A 24123-nucleotide genomic window follows, 5' to 3' on the forward strand; every position below is an offset into this window, starting at 1 on the left:
GAGAACATAGTGGTAATTGCTTAAATGTTATACTTGGACACTATAAATTTAATGCTTTTATCGCTATGTTCCTAATTTTCAAAGGAATAATTTCAATCCTTATATCGAACTCACGTTAATTATTTGATATACAGAGTAATAACACCAATAGGGAGGGGTGGATTTATAGATTTTTCGGTATAACCATGAGAAAATTGTTTCTTTTCTTTCTTTTTCCATACAATCAATGTTTTAAAAAAGGCAATCTGCATATTCCAGCCAAAGCCCCCCATCCGTATGACAAATGCAGAATACCGAAAGAACTTATGAGGTAAAAGAAATTCAAGTTTTTCTGCATGGCCGCTTTCAAACTAATTCCTCCCACCAAGCCAAGATACATTACCAAAGACATAACAGATAACAGACCCAGAGGCGCATAAAATAAGGCACAAAAAACAGGCAATATTAATGATAAAATAAAAAGCAAAGGGACAAAATGTCTCAACGACAAAGAATCCAGTTGCCGGGTATAGAAAACTGTCAAAATATTCCACTTCCCATTCCCATAATTATTTTTTGCCAAACCATTGAATGTTTCTCGAGCCAAATAAGTACAATACGTATTAGGTATGATATATATATTCCCCCCTCCACGCAATATGCGTTTATTCAATTCTATATCTTGATTGCGCACTAAGCGGACATCATATAGCCCGTATCTGTCAAATACATCCCTGCGCCAACAGCCGAAAGGTACTGTATCGACCTTCATCACCTTATCCGCTCCCACACGAAATGCCGAATTTCCGACACCAAATCTATTGCTTAGCACTTCTTTTATAGCTAAGGACTTCGGCGTTTTATTTAGAACGTCCGTACGACAAACAGCCCCCACATTATCAGCATTCAACGAATTTAAAGCATTTACCAAAACCGAGAAATAATTCCGTGCGTACATTGCATGAGCATCCAGACGCATAATAATATCCCCTTTAGCTGCCTTAATGCCTCGATTCATTGCGTATGGTACAATTCGCTTCGGGTTATCCAACAAATGGATAAAGGGATATTTGTTTGCATATCCCTTTATCATTTCCCGCGTTTTATCACGGCTCATACCATCTACAAACAGCACTTCCAAATCCTCTTTAGGATAATCCTGTGCCAAAATAGATTCTATACATCGGACAATATATCGCTCTTCGTTATATACAGGACAAACTACCGACAACATAACCATCAAAGTCTTCCATCTATTTGAGTCCTCGCCAACACACCCTTTACATCGTAAACGACACCATCCTGATTAGCCAAGAAATCACGAATATTCAAGCTTTTAAAAGTATCGTGAGCCACCCCCAAGATAACCGCATCAAATTGCCCTTGCAAAGCCTCTAATTCACTATTCTGAATTTCGATGTCATATTCATGCTTCACTTTATCAACATTGGCCCATGGATCATATACAACAATATTATTGGTATATTCCTTCAACGTATGATAAATATCAACAATCTTGGTGTTACGAACATCCGGGCAATTTTCCTTGAACGTAATACCCAATATCAATATCTTGGCATCTTTAACCAATACCCCTTTCTTATTCATCAACTTGATGGTCTGTTCTGCTACATAAGCCCCCATACCGTCATTCAAACGCCGCGCAGCTGACATCACTCGTGGCAATACACCATATACTTGCGCTTTTTGTATTAAGTAATAAGGATCTACACTGATACAATGCCCCCCGACCAACCCAGGTTTCAGTTTAATGAAGTTCCACTTAGACGAAGCCGCTTCTATTACATCATTCGTATCAATTCCCATTGCGTTGAATATCTTAGCCAACTCATTCATAAAAGCGATATTTACATCCCGTTGAGAATTTTCAATGATTTTGGAAGCCTCCGCCACCTTGATAGAAGGAGCCTTATGAGTGCCGTTTACCAACACCGAATTATAAACCTCATCCACAATATCAGCGATCTCTGGAGTAGAACCGGAAGTCACTTTCTTGATTTTCTCTACCGTATGTTCCCTATCCCCTGGGTTGATACGCTCAGGTGAATACCCTGCAAAGAAATCTACATTAAACTTCAATCCAGATACCCGTTCCACAACAGGCAAACATTCCTCTTCTGTAACCCCCGGATAAACTGTTGACTCATATACTACGATATCTCCTCTAGAAATAACTTTTCCAACTGTTTCACTGGCTCCCCACAAAGGTCGTAAATCCGGATGATTGTTGTGATCTACGGGAGTAGGCACTGCAACGACATAAAAATTACAATCCCTAATCTTTTCCAAATCCGTAGTACAAACAAAACCGTGTTTTCCGATGGCCTCTTGCAACAAGTCATCAGCAACCTCAAGAGTCGCATCGTGTCCACTCATCAAGGCATCTACCCGTGCCTGATTCATGTCGAAACCCACTGTTTTGTACTTTGTAGAGAAAAGTCGGGCTAAAGGAAGCCCTACGTAACCGAGACCGATTACGGCAATTTTAATTGAATCCATAAATAATCTGATTTATTTTACCCTAAAAATGAGCGACTTCAAAGAATTATAATGCTTACCCAACAAACTCTTTATCAATTGCAAACACAACCAGCGACTATACATTACTCTTCGCCTGTTTCTGTTTGCCACAATAGCCATGACATCCCCCACAGTCATACCTTGGTAAACGACATAACGCCCCCAAATCTGCATACCTCCCAAGTTCGTAACACGAGTAGCAGGCACGGAAGTATACAGTTTTCGGATGCCGGCCTCAGCAGCTTTCTGCATTACAGTTTTATCACCATTACCATTAGGGATGGAAGCAATCGTCTCACCGGAAACATAGTCCTTCAAAATTCCAACAGACTTATACCATTCTTCAGCGATACGTTCCTCTCCCAATTCTGTCAATACCGGATGTGTATGAGAATGAGAACCGATACGATGTCCCCGCCTTGCCAACTCCGCCACCTGTTCTGTAGTAAGAAATAAAGGTGTATTTAAATAAGCCGTACTAATGAAAAACGTCCCTTTTAACCCATACTCCTCCAAAACCGGAGCGGCTAAAGTCAAAAAAGAAACACCACCGTCATCGAAAGTAAATTCTACTTCCGTTTCCGGATGTTTCCGACAATATTCAACAACAGACTCTACCTGCTTTTCAAACTCATTTACTTGAATTTTATATTGAAATGCACTATCATTCTGAAATCCGCTCTCGGATGAAGAATGGAGGTAAAGGTCATGGTACATTAAAACAACCTTCTTCATACAATCTCACTCAAAAGTCAGATAACTGTATAGCCGCCATCCACAATAATGTTCTGTCCTGTAATCCAACGGGAAGCATCAGAAAGAAGGAAGATACATGTCTGAGAGATATCTGTAGTTTTCCCTAAGCCTAACAAATGTTTTTTCTCCAATATGGTACGAAGATCGGGATCTTTCATATAAGGCTGTTCCATATTTATCGGTGTCATTATAGCACCAGGAGAAACAACATTTACACGTATTTGCTTTATGGCAAGTTCATAAGCTAAAGAGCGGGAGGCTGATATTAATGCACCTTTTGTCGCACTATACAACGTTTTTCCTTTTTCACCAACACATCCCATAATTGAGGATATAAAAATGATGCTACACCCTTTTTTTGAGAAATGACCTCGCTTCACGACCTCTTTTGTCAAATTAATCGCAGAGAAAATATTAACATTACAATATTTGGAGAACAAATCTTCTGTCACTAATGTCAATGGTGTGACAGATGATATACCTGCACAGTTAATAACCCCATCTATTGTCCCTTTCCGATTCACGATATCTTTGACTAATTGCTCTAAATTGCCTGTAATGCTTAAATCTACAGAGAAATAACAATGTCTCTCACTTGATTCCATTTCAGCCAATGTCTCTTTAAGACCTTCTTCGTTGCGGGCCAACAATATTACAGTAGCCCCTATCTTACTACAATCAATGGCACATTGCCTTCCTATACCGGAAGAAGCTCCGGTAATAAGAATTCTTTTCCCCTCTAATGAAAACGGATTATACATTGTCAGACCTCCACTATATCACTGATATTACACCTATCTAATGTTATCACCCCGGTTGCCCAAGTCATTCCTACTCCAAAAGCACTCAACAGTAATCGTTTAGGAGAGTCAAACTGACCTTTCAACTCACTTGCAATAGTCAAAGGTACACTTACTGAAGACGTATTACCGTACTTAGCTATTGTAGAAGGAATTTTCGTTACATCCAATTTCAATTTCTTTGCTAAATAAGAATTGATAAAATTATTGGCCTGATGGAATATATAGTAATCAAATGAATCTGTATCCAAGCCCGTGTACTCAAACATACGTTTGATATCTTTGGGAATCTCACGAATGACAAAATTGAATACATCTCCACCATTCATATAACCTTGTTCATCATTCCGTATATTGCCATATTCATCGACCACCTTCTCTCTCAGCGTATCAACGGAACTCGGATATCTGTATCCACCTCCTTTTATCATAATTAAATCCCCCCGGCTTCCATCCGAATTCAGAGAAAAATAACTTTCACCGAATTTCTCATTACGTTCTATCAACGCAGCAACTCCCCCGTCACCAAACAAAAAAGCTGACCGCCTGTCCTTAGGTGAATAAACCTTTGAACGAGTCTCACCATCTAATAGCAAAGCCTTGCGAAGTCCATGTTGTTGCATGAAAGAATATACGATACTCAAACCGTAGATAAAACCGGAGCATCCCAAATTGACATCAAAGGCAATAGTAGAATGCGACAATCCTAAACGATGCTGCAGTAAAATTGAAGTTGCCGGCATTCTATAATCCGGAGTCTGGGAAAGAAATATCAACAAATCAATCTCATCCCTTGCGATACGGTTATCCGCAATCAATTTCTCTGCAGCAGCAAAACACAAATCTGACGAACAGGTCTTTTCATCTGCAAAACGTCGTTCATAAATTCCTACCTTATCAACAACTGCTTTCACCTGGTCTGCCGGAAAATATTGCGTATATCCATAATTGTCAATTACAATATGGGGCACAGCTCCTGCCAGGGCTGTCATTCCCACACCTGAAAACCTCATAAAAGCCATGGGTTATTGCTTTGATTTTACACAATTAAATATGTCCTCTATCGTTTTCAGTTCACGAAATTCTGCATTCTCTATCTGGACATCATATTCTTCATCCAACATTGCAATTACAGATAAGGTAGCTAGTGACGACCATTCGTCCACTCCCCTGAATTCGGTACTGCCCGATAAAGTCTTTGCATCTTCTACTTCTATTGCTTCTGCAAACTTTTCAATGAAATCTGGAAAATTCATACTCTTATATTTTTACAAATTAATCTTTTAAGTCAAAATCACATCGGCATACCCATAACGGATACGCCACAAAGCTATATTCTTAGCATCTTTATATTGTTTCTTTTTATCTTTCAATGCGATATGGGCATCCCCATGACGCAGGAAACCGTATTTCCTCATTTCTCTAACAACGGTATGATTGGCGGTAGCCGTTTCCACGATGTCAACCCCAGGTGAAAATGTGGGCAAAGCCAATCTGTAAATATCAACTTCCGACAGCAGATTATCATCTACTGTCCCCCATTCCATAATAGCACCGATTAAAACATTCCGCAATATTCCACCGGCCTTCTCCCTAAAACGCTCTTTAGTCATAAAGAAACCTATCGGTTTATCATCTTTCTTTATTGTGTAAAACGATTGAATATCTTGCGGCAATCCTCGGAAATTATAGTCCAGGTTCCATTGCAACCATCTATGGTCATGCACCTCCATATATTTATGCCCATCGTTCAACACGATATTATCCACCCACCCAGGGACAGTCGAAACTTTTTCTACCTGATAGTGCCTTAATAACCGCTTCCCGCTATATTTTCCCCATGCAGTCACTGCCCATAAAGGTATATTCGCCAGTCTGCTGCACAACTTTAACAATCCACCATGCATTTTTCTACTCTCCAATACACAGTGCGCATTCCGCAATTGCATAATGCGGGGGAAAGCCAAAACATAATAGTGGAGTTTATCATAAAGGGGTAAAGCCATTTCGGAAATGCCAGAAGCAATAAACAAAGGATATTCTTTATTGGTTGCTATAAACAACATAATCTCTGCCCCTATTCCTAAGTGCCTATAGGGTTCTGCCGTTTCCAAAGACGAACCAGTTCCTGCAGAAACTATTTTTCCGTCTGCGTAAAACCGGGTTCCAAAATGCTGTGAACGGGCTGCTACCACACCATCCACATTTATAAACAAAAAAGCACAGTTATCTTTCGATGCATTGAACGGACAATTTATACCAGCAGCCACGCGTGGAGATGTCAATACATAAGAAGCAATGCCATAAGAATCGCTGCACAACTCATAATTATTAAAAATTATATCGCGGAAAGTAATGATTTGAGTAGATATAGTAGACATAACACATCATATTTTAGCTAGAAAGAACAAACACAAACAACCTTTATATTACATCATACAAACTTATAACTACAGCCTTTTAATAAGGCTTCTAACTATTTAATAATAAAGAAAGTTCTTTCCAAACTTCATCAGAAGAGTATTTTTGGGAACTTTCATAGGCATTTACCTTCATCTTTAATAATATTTCTTTATCCAACATTAAGATTTTAAGAGCATCTATATATTCTTGAATATCATTATGAGAGCATATTATACCATTATAACCTGATTGAATTATTGACGAATTATATTTCCAATTAGAAGCTATTACAGGTATTCCACTTATAAAAGCATCCAATATTGCCCCCGGAAATCCTTCTCCTTCATATCGACTTGGGAAAAGCATCACGTCATACTTATTTAACGTTATATAGATATCATTCATCTGTAAAACTCCTCCATACTGTACATTATTATATTTCGCAAGATTCTCTTCGAAATAGAGTTGTTCTTCTTTCTTTTTAGACAAAGGGCCATAAAACATTAACTCTACCTTTTCCAAAAATCCATATTCCTTCAAATTTTCAATAATAGCAAAAACTGTATCAATTCCCTTATCCCTCATAATCCGCGACATAAAAACAATTCTAAATTTCCTATCATTACTATTATTTAGTTGAGGAATATAATTATGTATTCTAAAATTTGGCACACATATAGCATTCGTAAAATTGTATACAGATTTCAAATTTTCTACCACAGAAGAATTTTCAACCATAATAGAAGTATATCGCCTAAAAATTTTAACATAAGAAGGATTTTGAACTAAAAAATCAACCAGCCATCCACCTATCCCTATATAAATAACAGAAAAATTCCGCAACCTTTGATAATAATAAAGTAGTTTTCCGAATTTTCTTAAATTATTCTGACCCGGTAAGTATATTAATCGATCACACAATAACAACTTCAAAAATAATATTATAACAGCCCACTTCTTATATTTAAATAATTCCGTATCAAAACAATCTAGTTGCCATTTATCTTTATTATGTATTGATATCAAATTATAAATCTCCTTTGTTTTTGCAATTTGTCCATCCAAGCGTTTGGTAGTATTTGCAAAATAGCCAAGAACTAAAATCCTTAGATGCCCCATAATCTCAATTTATAAAGTTATTTTTGAGGAAAATAAAAAAGAGAAAAACTCCTTGGATACGTCTGTCCTCACAGCCAAATCATCTCTCAATCTTTTTACAAATATCCATGCTTCTTTTAATGATAAACCATAGCTACTTTTCATCTTGTACAGCACATTCAAATAAAATAATAACTGATAGCATACAAAAGAGATCTTTCTCATATAGTCTCTTACATCTATTAACCGATTCAAATAATAAATATAAGCATGTTCTAATGCAAAGTCACCTTTCTTTCGAGAAGCACCAACTTTATGATAAATCACAGAATTAACAACACAAGCCATCCGATACTTCATTCGTTTTAGCCTAAGTCCTAATTCAAAATCTTCTTCACCAAAAAAAAACTTCTCAGTAAAAATATTTTTGTTTTCCATCAACAAAGAAGGAACAAAAAATAAAGCACACCCCGTAATATATGTACACGATATATATTCTTTCTCTTTAACCTCAGAAGCTGCTCTATTCGCATAATGATACTTACGAAATCCCCAATAAATATCCCCCCCACCATTCCAGATCATTTTTTTATCATAAAAATAATGAATTAAAGGAGTTAATACTTTAAAGTCAAGGTGACTCTGTTGAAATTTAACTAATATAGAAAGGAAATCTGGTTCAACAATCGTATCATTATTCAACAATAGATAATAATCAGGCTGATATTGAGATGCATATTTCAGCATTAAATTGTTCCCTCTACTGAAACCATTATTGTCTTCCAAATCATACAATATAGTCATCCTCTTTTTTATCGGAAGAAGTTCTTCTCCCGATCCCAATACAATTTTACCATATAGCCGATTTTCATTTATACAAAAATCCTCTATTTTTTCTAACGAATGGTCAGAAGAGCCATTATCTCCGACAATAACGAAATAATGTTCATACAAAATTTTGTCTAAAGAACGCAAGCATTCTATTGTATCATGATATCCATTCCAATTAAGTATTAATATACAAACCATTAAACTCTAATCTTTAACGTATTAAACTTACATAAACACATCACAAATAAAGTTATCTCAGAAATACACATCGCAATGGCGGCACTGTAATTACCCCAAAAATTAACTGTAACTACCAAAAAAATTATACTCAATATTCCTGAATACATTACATATTTAAAGAAAGAACTTTGAAAGCCTAAATTCACCAATCCAACTATTCCGAGAATATAATTTAAACCTCCAAAGAAAATTACGGGTGTCATTAACTGCATTAACTCTATTGCTCCACTTGATTCACCATTCAATAATACATCATTAATTAGTGGCGCTCCCAAAAATATAGCACAAGATAACAAGAACAATAGTCCTCCCATAATCAAAGTTACTTTCTTTATTTTACTCATATCAGACAATAACGAACCTTGTGTAAAAGATTTGGCCAAATAAGGAAATAAAGCATTCGATATTGGAGAAGCTATTGATTGAGAAGCCTTTATAACCTTCTCTGCACTTGCATAAATACCAACAAAAGATTCATTAATAAAAAGTCCTAAAATGAATACATTAGAATTTCTGTACAAATTCATAAAAATAGTGGATAGAAAAATATACCATCCATCTTTTAACTGAGAAAAAACATCTTTGTAAGTAGGAAAAGATAAATAAACCCCAAAAACTTTACAGGCAATGTAAAGACTTAAGCCTCCAGCTAATAGAAAACCGGCAGAATTTAATAATGTTATATACAAATAATCTTTCTCCTCCTTTATGAAACAAAAAATCAGAATAGTAAATAACAGTTTACAAATGAAATTAACCAACGTCATATAACGCATTTTCTCCATTCCTTGAAAAAGCCATACAGGGTTCAATAAATCACCAACTACTACTCCAATCCCCAATAGCATCATATATAAATAAGTAATAGGAAAAAATATCCATGTAACTACAGTGAACACAATTGTAGCAGCAATAGACAAACATACCTTAGCCGCAATAGTTGCATTAAATATGCAATTGATATAAATTCCGTCCTCTCTATGTTGTGCTATCTGTTTTGTTACTGAGAAATTAAACCCATAAGTGCTTACTAACAACATATATTGAATAATGGCATATGCGATTGAATAAGCTCCATAATTAGCCATCCCAACTACTTTAATTAGATAAGGTAGTGTAACAAGGGGAAGCACCATGTTTAAAATATTTAATATGGAAAGAGATAATATACTCTCTAACAGGCTACTATTCTTTTTTAATTTTAAATACATTCCGAAGTGATAATCGAGACATCAAATACAATAATAAAAGAATTAAAATAATTTCATATGCACCTAAGGTTAACCAATAGAAATCAAAAAAACCTAACGCTAAAAAAGTGAAATTTCCACAATTAGCCAACAGCATAAAGATGTTAGACGAAAATCTCAAATAGCTATACAATAGATAAAAAAAAGTGCCAAACACATTTACTATTATAGCATAACTGAATATATTTTGAGAATATACCCAAATTGTCCCCATAAAAGTTCGTACATTAGTTTCTCCTAAATCACCTATAGACAAAAAAATTGGATTAAGAGAACTGAGATATTCACCTCCAAATACAAAATTAAATATATTAATAACAGGAGTAAAAAGAGCTTCTGTCATTTCAGGCTCCAAGATTCCTGCCTTTATATCAAGACTTAAAGCTAAAGCTCCCCCAGACAAATAATCAATAAAATGATTTGTGACAAAAGTAAACCATACAGAGGACAATTCACTCTTTCCACTCACAACCATCAGAATAAAATAGCTTAATACAAATATTAGAATACAAGCTAATACAGGAAGTAATACAGACTTAAATGAAAATGTTGTTTTACCACTTACTATCCGAGCGAAATACCCTATCAGAAAAGGAGCTATAATCCAGCTCTTTACACCAACGGCATACATTCCAACCAAAGCCAATAAAATTACAATATAAGCAAATTTATGTCGAGCATCTGCTTTATATACCATATAAGCAAATATAGCGGACATTAATACAGAAAGATGCGCCAAAACACCTTTCACCTCATATTCTTCTGAAAATTCATCACTACCAAAACTCATTCCAGAAAGAGAAACGACAGAATGAATACGAGACATGGAAATAGCTATACAAACAAGTGCAATGACTGTTAATAGACGATAATTATCATCCTTCTTCCCAACACAAATCTGAAACAAAAATTCTTTATTTTTATTTGCAAATGAAAAAAACAAACTCGGAATGAAGAAAAAAAAGAGGCCAACCATCCATACAATTAAAGAAGGGAAATAAAAATCTGGCACTCCAAGAGAAGCATAAGAATATACAATAGCTACTAACGTAACCAAAGTATATGGCAGCGAAAGAAAATTTAAAGGAGTAAAATAGGTTCCCCAAATTTTCTTTTCAAAAAAAAACAAAAAAAAGACTTCAAACAAAAAAACACACAAAAAAAACATAGGATGTAAGCAGTCAGTCAATAAGTAAGTAAACGTCCAATTCGTAAGCGTTCAATTCTGACATACCCCCTGTATTACAAGCAGCATGTCTGAAATAAGATTAAAATTGGGATGAAAAGCCTTTCAAAATCTTCACTGCTGTACATATCATTATAATTTTAATGTTTACAGCGCGAAGGTAGGAACATCTAACTGAACAGGCAATACGTCTGTTTTGGACGCTTACTTAATGTTTTCAAAAACCTGACTTTATTTTTATAGTTTGTTCGTATTGATTCTGATATCCTTGGCAGCAGATTCAGTTGGGCTAATACGCCTTTGAGAGACGCTTATACTCAAAAATAAGCCGTTACCGCATAAAGAGGCACATTAGTCATCCACTCCTGTTCACGATAATCCGACATTGAAAACCGCAATCCATGCATTCCCGGATGAGAAGCCACAAAAGTAGAAAGCGATTTTGAACGCAAATTCTCTTCAGCTTTTACTTCTATCGGTACGACACGCTCATCTTGCTGAATCAAAAAATCAATTTCCAACTTTGCATCATTGCTGTAATAAAAAACAGAAGTACTATTCTTGGCAACCAATTGGCTCATGAGATAATTTTCAGTAAAAGCTCCTTTCGATTCCTCCATACCGTTATCTGCTATCAACAACTTTTCGGGAGGAGTTTCACTCATGGCTCCCAACAAGCCACAATCCAACAGGAAAAGTTTGAAACTGGAAATATCGACATAGAATTTCAAAGGCATCTTGGGCTGTAACACCCTTTCTGCCTTATAGACTAACCCGGCATCCAACAGCCACTGAATAGCGACTTCAAAATCCTTGGCTCTCCCTCCCGGCTTGGCTACCCCATACACAAACTTCTTATTCTCTTTCACCAATTGCGAGGGCATGGATTGCCAGACCATACTGATGCGATTGGCTTCTGAAACTGGCACATGTTTGGAAATGTCCTTTCGATAAGCATAAAGAATATCATTCTGAATGGCACGCACCCGCACTGCATCATTGGAAAGAATGAACTCGCCCACTGCTTCGGGCATTCCACCCACAAAATAGTATTCACGCAAAATTTTGACAAACTCCCCCCGCAAAAGTTTGATAGTATCCCAATCTTTGGAGAGAAGAATATCCAGCATATGCTTTTTCCCTTTGGCCAACAAAAACTCGTCAAACGTCATCGGATAGATATGCAACACCTCTACCTTACCTACAGGAAAAGATTCCCCCCGATGCATGGCTATCCCCAATAAGGAACCTGCCACAGCCACATGATATTGCGGCGCATTCTCACAGAAATATTTTAAAACAGACAATCCACAAGGAGCTTCCTGAATCTCATCCAAGATAATCAATGTCTTGCCAGGCACTACACTCTGCCCTGTAATAGCACCGATGGCAAGCAGGATACGCTGCATGTCATAATCCTGAACAAAGAGATTTTTAGCTAATTCATTATTATCACAATTGATATAAGCCACATTGTCAAACTCCTGCTCACCAAATGCTTGGAGGATATACGTTTTACCCACCTGACGTGCACCGGCCAAAACAAGAGGCTTCCGATGTTCCCGTTCTTTCCATTGCTTAAGTTGCTCGATAATGTTCCTATACATGCCAATCATAGTAAATATGCGAATCCAGCATTGAATCATTCAAACCATACAAGCCCTCATTCTTCCAATTCTTAATCCGCAGAATAATAAATGTTTTGGCACAAAATTACATTTTTCCGACCGAACTTTCAAAAGAAAACCACACTTTTCCGACCGAAGTTTTAGGATATTTCCACATTTTTCCGACCGAAGTTCTATGAAAGTCTGAGCTATCAAGCAAAAACTAACTGAGAATTAGCTGCCGACTCACAGTTTTTCTATTTCATCTATAGTCAAACCAGTAGCCTTTACTATATCTGATATAGGGAGGTTCATTGGCTTCAGATTACGGGCTATGGAAAGATTTGCCTCATGCGCACCTTCAGCACGTCCTTCTACACGACCTTCAGCACGACCTTCTTCCAAGCCTGCTGCATGGCCAGCCGCATGCCCTTTCATTTCAGCCGTCTTCATCACGCTGTACCAGTCACGATAGTTCTTCAAGCTCTCTTCGTAGGCGTAGCGGTCTTTGGGGTCGAATTTGGCAAGCTCGGCTGCTTCAAACAAATGCTGGAAGACCTTCTCTTGCAAGGCACGGGGACGATCCATCAACGAAGCCAGGTTACGAATCGCATAAAGCCACTTGTCAAGCAAGGTCTCTAACTCGCTTTCTGTTTTCGTAAACTTGGGCATCTCCAGGTAGATGAAGGTCAGCTTGTCATAAAACACTTCCTCGGTGGCAGTATCCATCAACTTCACTTCGTGATAATAGGAAGGATCCTGCGAATGAAAACAGAAATTCAAAATACCAATCGTATAGATGCCTTTCAAGTCGTAATCCCAATTGCCACGGGGAGCCTGTTCGCGGATAGCAAATGAAGAATAATAAAGGCTGCGGTCCTTAAAGAACTGCTGTTCGCCTTTCTGCATCTCCACCAGAAAATATTCTCCCTGCTCGTTCGTGCAATATACATCAAATACAGCCCGACGGTCGTACTCCTGGGTACCCAGATGCTCCGTGTTGAGATAAGAAATGTCTTTAATCTCTTCACGCCCCTGCAGCAACGCATTCAGGAAACTGATGAGCAAGTCTTTGTTAATCTCCGTACCGAACAGTTTCTTGAACGCAAAATCGGTATAAAAATTAATGTATCTTTCGTAAATGCCTTCCGAGCACATATCCTTTTGACTATTTTGAGATGTTACAAAGGACAAAGATAGGAAAATCAAGCATCAAACCCAATATTCCATCGAAAAAAAATAATCAAACGAACAAACGATTCCTTACCTTCAAGCATCAACTGTCTAACACCCGACAATACCAACGGGAAATGCGGAGCATTACGCCCACTCCTACCAAAGTTTTAATGAAATAGAAGCTGTTCTTCACCCGATGCAGTTTACCGGTCATCCCGGCAAAAGGTCCGTGTATGACTTCCACTAACTTGCCGGGCTTGGCGTCGGCCTCTTCGCTGGTCATAAAAAGGGTATCTTTGAAATCGGGGTCGCACAACGCACGGAATTCCAGCATCTGACGGTCGGGAATCTCATACCACTCACCAGTCCCTTCCTTGCGAAAGACGTTCATGGGAAGGTTGCATTCCGTAAGCAGGCGCATCAGGTGTTTCTGAGGTTCGTCCTTGCGGAGGAACAGCAGATTGTGTACCACAGGTACCAGCACACGCTTGGTCTGCCCCATGCGATTACGCCTCTCGGCATAAGTCATGGGGATGAAGAAATCCTTGCCTTTTTCTGTCAGGAATTCTCCCAACCGGAGTTCCTGGCAATTGAAAGTGCGAATGGCATACCAAGAGGATTTTTGTTCAGTTGCGTCCATACGAATCGAAGAGAGTGGAAGACGTGAACAGGCAATCTTTGGAGAAAGAATCCCCTTTCCCAAGCCGACAAACAACCGGGATATGAATCTCTCCAGAAAGATACAGCCTGCCGTTATCTCCACCGTACAAGAGCCGAAGCTCACGAGAAAAACAGATATGACCTACTATAACGCTGCAAAAGTACGACGAAAGAAAGATATATGCAAGAAGAAAAACATTTTTATACCCTCTTTCAGGATTGTACCGCCACCTCTGCTCCGTTCTTTTTATCCAGTGCCTCGAAGCAGGAATTCTTGCTGATAAACTCGGGAACGATGTCTTTCATTGCTGCCACAATCTTCATCTGGTCATAGGTATAGCTGACATCAATCAGTCCCTGGATACGTTCTTTTACCTCGTCGTAGTCATACTCGCGCACCGTGGCAATCATGATTTTATCGTGATACGTGGGTTTGGTCAGTTCCTTCACGTTCAGCAGTTCTTCGTAAAGTTTCTCGCCATGACGCAAGCCGGTAAATTCGATTTTCACATCCGTGCGACCGGACAGGCTTATCATACGGCGAGCCAAGTCGACAATCTTCACCGGTTTGCCCATATCGAAGATGTATATTTCTCCGCCGTTGCCCATGCTACCGGCTTCCAACACCAACCTGCAGGCTTCGGGGATGGTCATGAAGTAACGGATAATGTCCGGATGGGTGACAGTGACAGGACCACCCCGTTGTATCTGGTCGCGGAAACGGGGAATGACCGAACCATTGGACCCCAAGACATTGCCAAAACGGGTGGTAATGAACTGCGTGCAGGGTTTCCCTTCTTTCTGCAGCTTCTTGGCCAGCGACTGCACATAGATTTCGCAGATGCGTTTGGAGCAGCCCATCACGTTGGTGGGATTCACCGCCTTGTCAGTGGAAATCATTACGAACTTCTCGGCTCCGTATTTCACAGCCAGGTCGGCCACCGTACGTGTACCATAAACATTGGTCTGGATGGACTCGGACACGTTGTCTTCCATCATGGGTACATGCTTGTAGGCAGCAGCATGGAAGATGTATTGCGGACGGAACTCTGCAAAAATGCCTTCCATGCGAGTGGCATTGGCAATATCGGCCACCAGGGTCACGGCATCGATGTCACGCCAATGGTCCTGCAACTCCAGGCGGATGTCGTGCAACGGTGTTTCTGCCTGGTCTACCAGAATCAGTTTATAGGGATTAAAGGACGCCACCTGCCTCATGATTTCGCTGCCAATAGAACCTGCAGCACCGGTAATCATCACCCGCTTGCCTTCCAGGTGGGAAGCTACTTTGCGAATGTCTATCTGGATGGGGTCGCGGGGAAGCAGGTCTTCAATCTGAATATCTTTCAACTGGTCGCGCTTCAGCACCGGACTGTTCCACTCGCTCAAAGGAGGAGCGGTCATCAATCTGATATTCAATGCCAGCAGTCGGTCGACCATATCCGTGTTCTTCAGCTCGTCCATCTTGGCCGGAGAAACAATGACCACCTCAATGCGGTGGCGACGAAGGTTTTCCGCCAGCATCTCATCATTGGGATAGACACGTACCCCCATGATTTCCTTATTAATCAGTTCAGGTTCGTCGGCTATGAAACCGCGCAGACGGTAACGGTTGTTCAGACTGACGCGAATGGCTTTAGCGATATTCACGCCCGCCTCACGTGCCCCATAAATAAAAACATTGTGGCTGTTGCTCCGGTCCAGATTCAGCGTATCAAACAGAACCTTTACCACAATGCGGGAGCAGGCCATTAGGGCAAAGCTGCTGACATACGATATGACCAACACACTGAACGGCAGAAACGCCGGATGCAGACGATGCGCCAAAACAACAGCAAAAACCGCCAACAGGGCATAAGACACTGTGAGCGCAACGAAGATGCGCATGACATCTACAAAGGAAGAGAAGCGCAATACGTTGGAATAGGTGCGGAAAACATGGAAAAAGACCAGATTGACCACTACCACAGCCAAAATACTCTTCTCCACCATAGCAGAATAGAGCCAGATGGACTGCCAGTCAAACCTCAGCAAAAAAGCGCCGAATACAGAAATAGCCACAAGCAACGTGTCTATCAGCAGAATGCTCCATACCGGCAATACTTTAGTAGAAAGATAACGGCGGAAATAACGTCCGCGAATGGATAGTTTTAACATATCGGAAAGATAAGTAACTGTTAAGTAACTAATCAGATTTTAGCTTGCATCAGACACAAAAGACACAGGGATACAAAGTTGCCGTATCCCCAAGTCTGCCAATCGCGCCACTGGTAACCGCAACCGGCATGTAAAAAGAAGCCACTAATGAAGATTGAAATAATGCTGTCTGAAACCTGTCATTCTTCGCTCAGTACTGTTCCAAATGCTTGTTTTCAAAGGAATTCAGGGAAAGAGAGGCAGGCAGATAAGAGAAAGGCCTATATATAAAGACTCCTTCCTCTGTCCGAATTATCCGGACAAAGGAGCTCGGAAAGCTCATAAGGATATAGGCTGCCCACTCTTTCACCGTACAAGAGCCTAAGCTCACGAGAATACAGAATGACTTTCTATAACGCTGCAAATATACGGCAAAAAAGAATATTCCACAAATAATGCAACCGTCTTTGACGGATATGCAGCTTTTTCCGGCGGCAAATCAAACATCCTTCCTGCCCGATGTTCAAGAGGGCTCAACCTCTTTCTTCAGGGTCTGGCGAAAAGAGTGTAAGTATAAGTTCATCTCGTTCTACAGATACTTCTGGCGGTCGGTCACTGTGCAAGACCATTTTCCGGTTTATATCCACATGGACATATCGGTTCTAACCTTACATTATTATATATAACCGACCTACTTCTACGCTATTAGGAGCATGCTCCCTATAGCTTAAAAGCATGCTTCTTATATATAAGGACCGGCGCGCCTCCCTACACAGCCTTCGCATACGACGGACACCGGTTGCAGAATCCGATTGTTTTCATTACATTTGCCCGCATAAAAAGGATTTACCCGTGTTTATGGAAACAACATTCATCTCCCTGATAGCTGCGGCCGTGGGCGTGGCAGAAAAACAAGTGGGGCCCACCATAGCCCTGCTGGACGAGGGGGCCACCATCCCCTTCATCAGTCGCTACCGCAAGGAACGGACGGGCGGACTGGACGAGGTACAGATAGAAGCCATTCAAACGCAATATGAAAAGCTGAAGGAAACGGCTAAACGAAAAGAAACCATCCTGAATACCATCGAGGGAGAGGGAAAGCTGACGCCGGAATTGAGGAAACGCATCGAAGAGACATGGGACAATACGGTGCTGGAAGACATCTACCTGCCTTACAAACCGAAACGGAAAACCCGCGCCGAGGCAGCCAGGCAGAAGGGACTGGAACCGCTGGCTACCCTGCTGATGCAGCAACGCGAAGAGCATCCGGAAAAGTGTGCAGCCCGCTACGTGAAGGGGGAGGTAAAAAACGTGGAAGAAGCACTGAAAGGTGCATGCGACATCTTGGCAGAATACATCAGCGAAGATGAAAAAGCCCGAAACACCGTGCGTAATGCCTTTGCCCGCCAAGGAATACTGACCGCCCAGGTCGTGAAAGGAAAAGAAGAGGAAGCGGCAAAATACAGAGATTACTTCGACTTCGAGCAGCTCTTGAAGCGCTGTGGTTCGCACCGCCTGCTGGCCATACGCCGTGCAGAAACGGAGGGACTGCTGAAGGTGTCTATCAATCCTGACAACGAAGCATGTCTGGAGAGGCTGGAACGAAGATTTGTGCGTAGTCAGAACGGCAGCGGACAACGGGTGGCAGAGGCTGTGAAGGATGCCTACAAACGTCTGCTACGCCCTTCGATAGAAACAGAATTTGCCAACCTGAGCAAAGAACAGGCCGACGACGAGGCTATCCGCGTTTTTGCCGCCAACCTGAGGCAACTGTTGCTGGCTCCACCGCTGGGCAGGAAACGGGTGATGGGCATAGACCCCGGATTCAGAACGGGATGTAAAGTGGTATGCCTGGACGAACAAGGTAACTTGCTGCACAACGAAAATATTTACCCGCACCCGCCGGTCAACAAGTCCAAAGAGGCTTTTGCCAAGGTACAGGCCATGATAGAGACTTATAAAATAGATGCCATTGCCATCGGCAACGGGACGGCAAGCCGCGAGACAGAAGATTTCCTGAAACGGCAGACTTTCCGCAGAGACGTGCAGGTGTTTGTGGTGAGTGAACAGGGAGCATCGGTCTACTCGGCTTCGAAGATAGCTCGCGATGAGTTTCCGGACTATGAGGTGACGGTGCGTGGGGCTGTATCTATCGGCCGCCGCTTGATGGACCCGCTGGCAGAATTGGTGAAGATTGACCCGAAGTCCATCGGTGTAGGACAATATCAGCATGACGTGGACCAGGGGAAACTGAAAAAGGCATTGGACCAGACAGTGATAAGCTGCGTGAACTCTGTGGGGATAAATGTCAATACAGCAGGCGTTCCGCTACTGACCTATATATCCGGCGTGGGACCTCAGTTGGCACAGAACATCGTAGACTACCGCACGGAAAACGGGGCTTTCACCTCCAGAAAGGAACTGCTGAAGGTGCCGCGCATGGGCGCCAAGGCTTTTGAGCAGTGTGCCGGTTTCCTCCGCATCCCACAAGCCGCCAATCCATTGGACAACACAGCCGTGCATCCGGAAAGCTATTCTGTAGTGGAACAGATGGCACACGACCTGCAATGCAGCATCGCCGAACTGATTGCCGACAGGAAACTGCGCCAGCAGATTGACCTGAAACGCTATGTGACGAAGACAATCGGCATGCCTACCCTGCAAGACATCCTGCAAGAGCTTGACAAACCGGGACGAGACCCGCGAGGACCTATCGAATGCTTTGAGTTCGACCCGAACATACACAGCATCGACGACCTGCGCGAAGGTATGGAATTGCCGGGCATTGTCAACAATATCACCAACTTCGGTGCCTTTGTAGACATTGGCATTAAAGAAAACGGGCTGATTCATCGTTCGCAACTGGCCGACCGTTACGTAGCCGACCCGAACGAGGTTGTTTCCATCCACCAGCACATACGGGTGCAGATACTGGGCATTGACAGGGAGCGTAAACGGATTCAACTGAAGAAAATCAGCAACTGATGGACGGGTAGAGATCATTCAAAGAGAAGTCAACGGGATGCAGGAAACTGATACTCAGTCTGTACAATATTTACCTCGCCGACTTCTCTTCTCACACACTTTGCCTTAATCTTGCGCCATTTTCATTTCATCCGCCGTACATAATAAAATAACAGGCCACCTACAGCCAATGCCAGCAGGATTGTGCAGAGCAGTGACCCTTCAAAGCCGAAACTTCCGCCATGCAGCCAACCGGATTCTGAAAAAGACAGAGAGAAAAGGCTTTCTCCGGACTCATTCCCGCTGACACGATACCCTAAGACTGGTCCCTGAATCCAATTCCAAAACCAATGAAACCCTATAGGAAAGCTAAGATTACGGGTATAGACAAAAGGAATTCCCAACAACAGACCGGCCAGCAGAATATTAAGGAAAGCCAGCCAGGAAAAATCGGGATTGAAGAAATGCATCACCGCAAACAACAAGGAAGAAAGAAAAAGTGCCCACCAGCGATTCATACCGCCATCGAGCATACGACCCAATAAAAAACCACGCACCAACAGCTCTTCAGTAATAGCTACCAACAGGAACAGTAACAACATGGGCCATAATACAGAAACATGCCAGACCGCTTCTTCCACCTGCACCGCACCGGCGGCAAGCACCAGGCCCCACCCCAACGAATGTAACAGCAGAGCCAGAAACAGTCCGCACAAAATTCCTTTCCACCGGAATGCCAGTCCCAGGCAAGACAACGGCATGCCACGACGATGCAACACACCCCAGGCAGACAAAACAACACTGCACAACAGACAAGCCTCATCACACAACAGCATCCAAGGAGATTGAACAGCCGGTTCACTTGAACCCGAGGTGCTCAAGACACGGCACAAGACAGCCAACAACACATATACTCCGAAACAGATGAGCAAAAACATCAGTATATCAAGCCACAAGGCTGCCCAACGATGCCACTGTTTTTTGCGAACCTCATCCTTACCGCTTACATTTTCTTCCATCAGACAAAACTTTTTTCATTAACAACCGACAAAAATAGTCATAAAAAGGAAAAATGAAGCGCAAGTTACCTAATTCTTCTTATCTTTGAAAGTGATTATTAAAAAACGAATCCCATGAAATTGAACAGACTATTCCTGATATTCACCATCTTTTGCGCAACACTGAACGCATACGGCCAGAAAAGAAGCAAGACGATATATGTGCCTAAACCGGGTACGATGATGGAAATGCTCACAGAAGAAGAAGCCAACCAAATTACCTACCTGCGCCTTCAAGGACGACTGAATGCCATCGACTTCCGCAACTTGCGCGACGGATTCAAGCAACTACGGACCTTAGACCTCTCAGAAGCCAGCATCAGCCTGTATACCGGTAAAAACGGGACCAGCAAAGGTTTACGTATCTATCCGGCCAATACCTTGCCTGCATTAGCTTTCTGCCAGGAAAACAACGACAGCACTTTCCACGGAAAGGAATCCTTGCGGCGGGTTATCCTGCCACCCGGTCTGAAAACTATAGACTACGGTGCCTTCAAGGGATGCAAGAACCTGGCCATCTGCCAAATACGCAGCAAGAAAGCTCCTCATTTAAAAGAAGATGCCTTAGCCGACAGCCTGACTGCCATCTTTGTACCCCTTGGATATGGAGACAGTTACCGCAGCCAGGAAGAATGGAAAAACTTTGCTTTCGTAGAAGGAGAACCTACCGGAGCCCACGTACAAATAAGCCGCATGGGCAGTCTGGCCAGCGAATTGCTACAGAAAGGCAAACAACCCAACGAAGTCAACTTCCTGACCATAGAAGGCAAATTGGATGAAGCTGACTTTGCTCTGATACGGGATTATATGCCCAACTTAGTGAAAGTAGATATGGAAAATACCAATGCCACAAGCATACCCGAATATACATTCACCCAAAAGAAATTTCTTTTGAAGCTAACCCTGCCCAAAGGTTTAAAGACCATCGGGCAAAGAGCTTTCAGCGGTTGCACCCGTCTGTGTGGTACATTGTTTCTCCCCCCTACCCTGACAGCCATTGAGTTTGGGGCCTTTATGGGATGCGACAACCTGCGCCGCGTAGTAGCCACCGGCAATCAAATCACGACATTGGGCGACAAACTGTTTGGAGAAGAGCCCAGCAAACTGATATGGATGGATAAGAAGAAATAAAAAAAGAGATACAACCGAAAACAAGTACAGATAACCGCCTGCTTTCGGTTGTATCTCTTCCACTTGCCGATGAGCCAACCGGCACTTCTACAAATCAGTTCTGATACATCTTCTCTCTCAACGCCTTGATATGGTCGGACGAAATGTAATCATCGTATTCCATGATTTTATCGATAATGCCGTTGGGAGTCAGTTCAATAATACGATTGGCCACGGTTTGTATGAACTCATGGTCGTGTGAAGCGAAAAGAATATTCCCTTTATAAATCTTCAGATTATTGTTAAAAGCCTGTATGGATTCCAAATCGAGGTGGTTGGTCGGTGTATCCAGAATCAGGCAATTGGCATTGCGCAACTGCATGCGGGCAATCATACAACGCATTTTCTCGCCTCCCGACAGCACGCTCGCTTTCTTCAGCACTTCCTCGCCAGAGAAGAGCATGCGGCCTAAGAAGCTCTTCATATACACCTCGTTGCCTTCGCCAAACTGGCTAAGCCAGTCCACCAGATTGAGGTCTGTATTGAAGAAATCTGTATTGTCCAACGGCAAATAGGCCGTGGTAATGGTAACGCCCCAATTATAATGCCCGCTATCCGGCTTCATGTTTCCGTTGATGATTTCGAAGAGAGCTGTCATGGCACGCGGGTCGTGCGAAAGAAAGACAATCTTATCGCCTTTTTCGACGTTGAAATTGACATCACGAAACAGCACGGTGCCATCATCCAGCGTTTTAGTCAGTCCGGACACTTCCAATATCTGATTGCCCGGCTCACGCTCCGGAGTAAAGATAATACCGGGATATTTGCGCGATGAAGGTTTGATTTCGTCCACAGTAAGCTTTTCCAGCATCTTCTTGCGGCTGGTCGTCTGCTTGCTCTTGGCTACATTGGCACTGAAACGACGGATAAACTCTTCCAACTCCTTGCGCTTTTCTTCTACCTTGGCCTTCTGGTTCTGCTGCTGACGCAAAGCCAACTGGCTGGACTCATACCAGAAACTATAGTTGCCGGCAAAAAGATTAATCTTGCCATAATCAATATCCACCGTATGCGTACACACCGAATCGAGGAAGTGACGGTCGTGGCTCACCACCAGCACCGTGTGTTCAAAGTTAGCCAGGTATTCTTCCAGCCAAGTGACGGTATCCATATCAAGGTCGTTGGTAGGCTCGTCCAGCAACAGGTTGTCGGGATTGCCGAAAAGGGCCTGCGCCAACATAACACGCACCTTTTCTTTGTTATTCAAATCAGACATCAACATATAATGCTTGTCCTCCGTGATACCCAAGCCACTCAGCAGAGCCGCTGCATCGCTTTCTGCATTCCAGCCGTCCAGTTCAGCAAACTTCTCTTCCAGCTCCGAAACCTTCATGCCGTCTTCATCCGTAAAATCTTCTTTGGCATACAAAGCCTCACGCTGCTTCATGATGTCCCACAACACGGTATGCCCCATCAGGACAGTATCCATCACCGTAAAAGCATCCCACTTGAAGTGATCCTGACTCAAAACAGACAAACGTTCTCCCGGTCCCAGTGTAATACTGCCGGTCGTAGGCTCCAACTCACCGGATATAGTTTTCAGGAAAGTAGACTTGCCCGCGCCGTTAGCGCCGATGATGCCATAACAATTACCGCTGGTAAATTTCAAATTTACCTCATTGAACAATACTCTTTTACCAAACTGTACCGAAACGTTAGAAACTGTAATCATATTTACTAAAGAATAAATTAGAAGCCTCTCCTTGCTCTTCCCCACAGAAAAGAGATTCAGAAATAAGGATGCACACCTAAACGTCCTCCAACGGAAGAGATTGACGGAGGCTCCACACCATTTTTATTTTGAGCGTGCAAAGGTAGGAAAATTCCCCGAAATAGAGAAGCAATTTAAGCTTTCCCGCCCATAGAAATGGCGTTATCTATATCCTGCTGATAATCAGCGGTCCGTTTCTAACATATAACGAGCCTGCTGCTTAGCGCCCGGCAGTACGCTGGTTAGCGCCTGACAGTACGGTGCTTATTGCCTGACAACTTTGTATGAAGGGCCTGCCAGCAAAAACCGCCCGGCAAACGGACATCTGCGTTGAAAATAAGAAGTTTAAGAGTCTGCTTAATTTTTGTTTCCGAGGATATTTTTCCGGTGCACGGAGGAGCGGAGCAGGCTACGTGACGAAGTATACCGGGAAAAGAGACCGGAAAGAAGCTCAAAGGAAGCTGAATATAAAGCTTAAAATAGGAAAATTTAAACGGCTCTAAATCACTTCGATGATAAAACCGCTGCCAATGTGGCATAAAAACACTACCTTTGCG

Annotated in this window: 19 protein-coding genes; 2 read left to right on the forward strand and 17 right to left on the reverse strand. The window is 42.0% G+C overall.

The features are described from left to right. Positions 1–223: 223 nt before the first annotated feature. From B5F34_RS11890 to B5F34_RS11960, 15 genes are all read right to left on the reverse strand, one after another. Positions 224–1219 (reverse strand): glycosyltransferase family 2 protein, encoded by a 996-nt coding sequence (locus B5F34_RS11890; protein WP_343224317.1) that lies wholly within the window; start codon positions 1217–1219, stop codon positions 224–226. Next, the gene (locus tag B5F34_RS11895; RefSeq protein WP_087339285.1) at positions 1219–2499 is read right to left on the reverse strand and encodes a nucleotide sugar dehydrogenase; all 1281 of its coding nucleotides are present in this window, start codon (positions 2497–2499) and stop codon (positions 1219–1221) included. The genes B5F34_RS11890 and B5F34_RS11895 overlap by 1 nt, the downstream gene beginning before the upstream one ends. Positions 2500–2511: 12 nt before the next feature. Next, the gene (locus tag B5F34_RS11900; RefSeq protein WP_087339286.1) at positions 2512–3255 is read right to left on the reverse strand and encodes a polysaccharide deacetylase family protein; all 744 of its coding nucleotides are present in this window, start codon (positions 3253–3255) and stop codon (positions 2512–2514) included. A 17-nt stretch (positions 3256–3272) separates the two neighbouring features. Further along, positions 3273–4037, reverse strand: coding sequence for an SDR family oxidoreductase (locus B5F34_RS11905; protein ID WP_087339289.1), 765 nt, complete (start codon positions 4035–4037; stop codon positions 3273–3275). 2 nt (positions 4038–4039) lie between these two features. Next, on the reverse strand, positions 4040–5098 hold the full coding sequence (locus B5F34_RS11910) for a ketoacyl-ACP synthase III (protein WP_087339292.1): 1059 nt from the start codon (positions 5096–5098) through the stop codon (positions 4040–4042). Positions 5099–5101: 3 nt separating this feature from the next. Continuing rightward, positions 5102–5332, reverse strand: coding sequence for an acyl carrier protein (locus B5F34_RS11915; RefSeq protein WP_087339294.1), 231 nt, complete (start codon positions 5330–5332; stop codon positions 5102–5104). Between the two features lie 27 nt (positions 5333–5359). Further along, the gene (locus B5F34_RS11920) at positions 5360–6457 is read right to left on the reverse strand and encodes a hypothetical protein (RefSeq protein WP_140393005.1); all 1098 of its coding nucleotides are present in this window, start codon (positions 6455–6457) and stop codon (positions 5360–5362) included. A 91-nt stretch (positions 6458–6548) separates the two neighbouring features. After that, positions 6549–7598 carry a glycosyltransferase gene (locus tag B5F34_RS11925; protein ID WP_087339300.1) on the reverse strand — a complete coding sequence of 350 codons (1050 nt, stop codon included), beginning with the start codon at positions 7596–7598 and terminating at the stop codon, positions 6549–6551. A gap of 9 nt (positions 7599–7607) precedes the next feature. Next, entirely contained in the window at positions 7608–8606 is a 999-nt protein-coding gene (locus tag B5F34_RS11930; protein ID WP_087339302.1) for a glycosyltransferase family 2 protein, read from the reverse strand. Further along, complete coding sequence (locus B5F34_RS11935; RefSeq protein WP_087339305.1) at positions 8606–9859, reverse strand: oligosaccharide flippase family protein; 1254 nt, start codon at positions 9857–9859, stop codon at positions 8606–8608. The genes B5F34_RS11930 and B5F34_RS11935 overlap by 1 nt, the downstream gene beginning before the upstream one ends. Beyond that, positions 9834–10955, reverse strand: coding sequence for a DUF6337 family protein (locus B5F34_RS11940; protein WP_140393006.1), 1122 nt, complete (start codon positions 10953–10955; stop codon positions 9834–9836). Before B5F34_RS11940 ends, B5F34_RS11935 begins: the two co-directional genes overlap by 26 nt. A gap of 446 nt (positions 10956–11401) precedes the next feature. After that, positions 11402–12691 (reverse strand): ATP-binding protein, encoded by a 1290-nt coding sequence (locus B5F34_RS11945; RefSeq protein ID WP_087339388.1) that lies wholly within the window; start codon positions 12689–12691, stop codon positions 11402–11404. Between the two features lie 246 nt (positions 12692–12937). Then, on the reverse strand, positions 12938–13849 hold the full coding sequence (locus B5F34_RS11950; RefSeq protein ID WP_087339313.1) for an Rpn family recombination-promoting nuclease/putative transposase: 912 nt from the start codon (positions 13847–13849) through the stop codon (positions 12938–12940). 118 nt (positions 13850–13967) lie between these two features. Next, positions 13968–14507 carry a UpxY family transcription antiterminator gene (locus B5F34_RS11955; protein ID WP_087339316.1) on the reverse strand — a complete coding sequence of 180 codons (540 nt, stop codon included), beginning with the start codon at positions 14505–14507 and terminating at the stop codon, positions 13968–13970. Between the two features lie 233 nt (positions 14508–14740). Then, the gene (locus B5F34_RS11960; protein ID WP_087339391.1) at positions 14741–16669 is read right to left on the reverse strand and encodes a nucleoside-diphosphate sugar epimerase/dehydratase; all 1929 of its coding nucleotides are present in this window, start codon (positions 16667–16669) and stop codon (positions 14741–14743) included. 852 nt (positions 16670–17521) lie between these two features. On the opposite strand from B5F34_RS11960, the gene B5F34_RS11970 reads away from it, so the two are divergent. Beyond that, positions 17522–19648: a Tex family protein gene (locus B5F34_RS11970; RefSeq protein ID WP_087339323.1), complete on the forward strand. Its 2127-nt coding sequence runs from the start codon at positions 17522–17524 to the stop codon at positions 19646–19648. A gap of 122 nt (positions 19649–19770) precedes the next feature. Here B5F34_RS11970 and B5F34_RS11975 read toward each other — a convergent pair whose 3' ends face one another. Then, on the reverse strand, positions 19771–20646 hold the full coding sequence (locus B5F34_RS11975) for a CPBP family intramembrane glutamic endopeptidase (RefSeq protein WP_087339325.1): 876 nt from the start codon (positions 20644–20646) through the stop codon (positions 19771–19773). Positions 20647–20760: 114 nt separating this feature from the next. Here B5F34_RS11975 and B5F34_RS11980 point away from each other — a divergent pair, with 114 nt between their 5' ends. Continuing rightward, positions 20761–21816 carry a leucine-rich repeat domain-containing protein gene (locus tag B5F34_RS11980; protein ID WP_087339327.1) on the forward strand — a complete coding sequence of 352 codons (1056 nt, stop codon included), beginning with the start codon at positions 20761–20763 and terminating at the stop codon, positions 21814–21816. 94 nt (positions 21817–21910) lie between these two features. Here B5F34_RS11980 and B5F34_RS11985 read toward each other — a convergent pair whose 3' ends face one another. Further along, entirely contained in the window at positions 21911–23527 is a 1617-nt protein-coding gene (locus tag B5F34_RS11985) for an ATP-binding cassette domain-containing protein (RefSeq protein ID WP_087339328.1), read from the reverse strand. Positions 23528–24123 lie beyond the last annotated feature (596 nt).

Origin of the sequence: Mediterranea sp. An20, from assembly GCF_002160055.1 — a bacterium.
GTDB classification, from domain to species: Bacteria; Bacteroidota; Bacteroidia; order Bacteroidales; family Bacteroidaceae; genus Bacteroides; species Bacteroides avicola.

What these genes read in the sequence shown, in the direction of transcription:
- B5F34_RS11890 (WP_343224317.1), bottom strand. Translation starts at nt 1,219, where the DNA reads ATGGTTATGTTGTCGGTAGTTTGTCCTGTATATAACGAAGAGCGATAT.
- B5F34_RS11895 (WP_087339285.1), bottom strand. Translation starts at nt 2,499, where the DNA reads ATGGATTCAATTAAAATTGCCGTAATCGGTCTCGGTTACGTAGGGCTT.
- B5F34_RS11900 (WP_087339286.1), bottom strand. Translation starts at nt 3,255, where the DNA reads ATGAAGAAGGTTGTTTTAATGTACCATGACCTTTACCTCCATTCTTCA.
- B5F34_RS11905 (WP_087339289.1), bottom strand. Translation starts at nt 4,037, where the DNA reads ATGTATAATCCGTTTTCATTAGAGGGGAAAAGAATTCTTATTACCGGA.
- B5F34_RS11910 (WP_087339292.1), bottom strand. Translation starts at nt 5,098, where the DNA reads ATGGCTTTTATGAGGTTTTCAGGTGTGGGAATGACAGCCCTGGCAGGA.
- B5F34_RS11915 (WP_087339294.1), bottom strand. Translation starts at nt 5,332, where the DNA reads ATGAATTTTCCAGATTTCATTGAAAAGTTTGCAGAAGCAATAGAAGTA.
- B5F34_RS11920 (WP_140393005.1), bottom strand. Translation starts at nt 6,457, where the DNA reads ATGTCTACTATATCTACTCAAATCATTACTTTCCGCGATATAATTTTT.
- B5F34_RS11925 (WP_087339300.1), bottom strand. Translation starts at nt 7,598, where the DNA reads ATGGGGCATCTAAGGATTTTAGTTCTTGGCTATTTTGCAAATACTACC.
- B5F34_RS11930 (WP_087339302.1), bottom strand. Translation starts at nt 8,606, where the DNA reads ATGGTTTGTATATTAATACTTAATTGGAATGGATATCATGATACAATA.
- B5F34_RS11935 (WP_087339305.1), bottom strand. Translation starts at nt 9,859, where the DNA reads ATGTATTTAAAATTAAAAAAGAATAGTAGCCTGTTAGAGAGTATATTA.
- B5F34_RS11945 (WP_087339388.1), bottom strand. Translation starts at nt 12,691, where the DNA reads ATGTATAGGAACATTATCGAGCAACTTAAGCAATGGAAAGAACGGGAA.
- B5F34_RS11950 (WP_087339313.1), bottom strand. Translation starts at nt 13,849, where the DNA reads ATGTGCTCGGAAGGCATTTACGAAAGATACATTAATTTTTATACCGAT.
- B5F34_RS11955 (WP_087339316.1), bottom strand. Translation starts at nt 14,507, where the DNA reads ATGGACGCAACTGAACAAAAATCCTCTTGGTATGCCATTCGCACTTTC.
- B5F34_RS11970 (WP_087339323.1), top strand. Translation starts at nt 17,522, where the DNA reads ATGGAAACAACATTCATCTCCCTGATAGCTGCGGCCGTGGGCGTGGCA.
- B5F34_RS11975 (WP_087339325.1), bottom strand. Translation starts at nt 20,646, where the DNA reads ATGGAAGAAAATGTAAGCGGTAAGGATGAGGTTCGCAAAAAACAGTGG.
- B5F34_RS11980 (WP_087339327.1), top strand. Translation starts at nt 20,761, where the DNA reads ATGAAATTGAACAGACTATTCCTGATATTCACCATCTTTTGCGCAACA.
- B5F34_RS11985 (WP_087339328.1), bottom strand. Translation starts at nt 23,527, where the DNA reads ATGATTACAGTTTCTAACGTTTCGGTACAGTTTGGTAAAAGAGTATTG.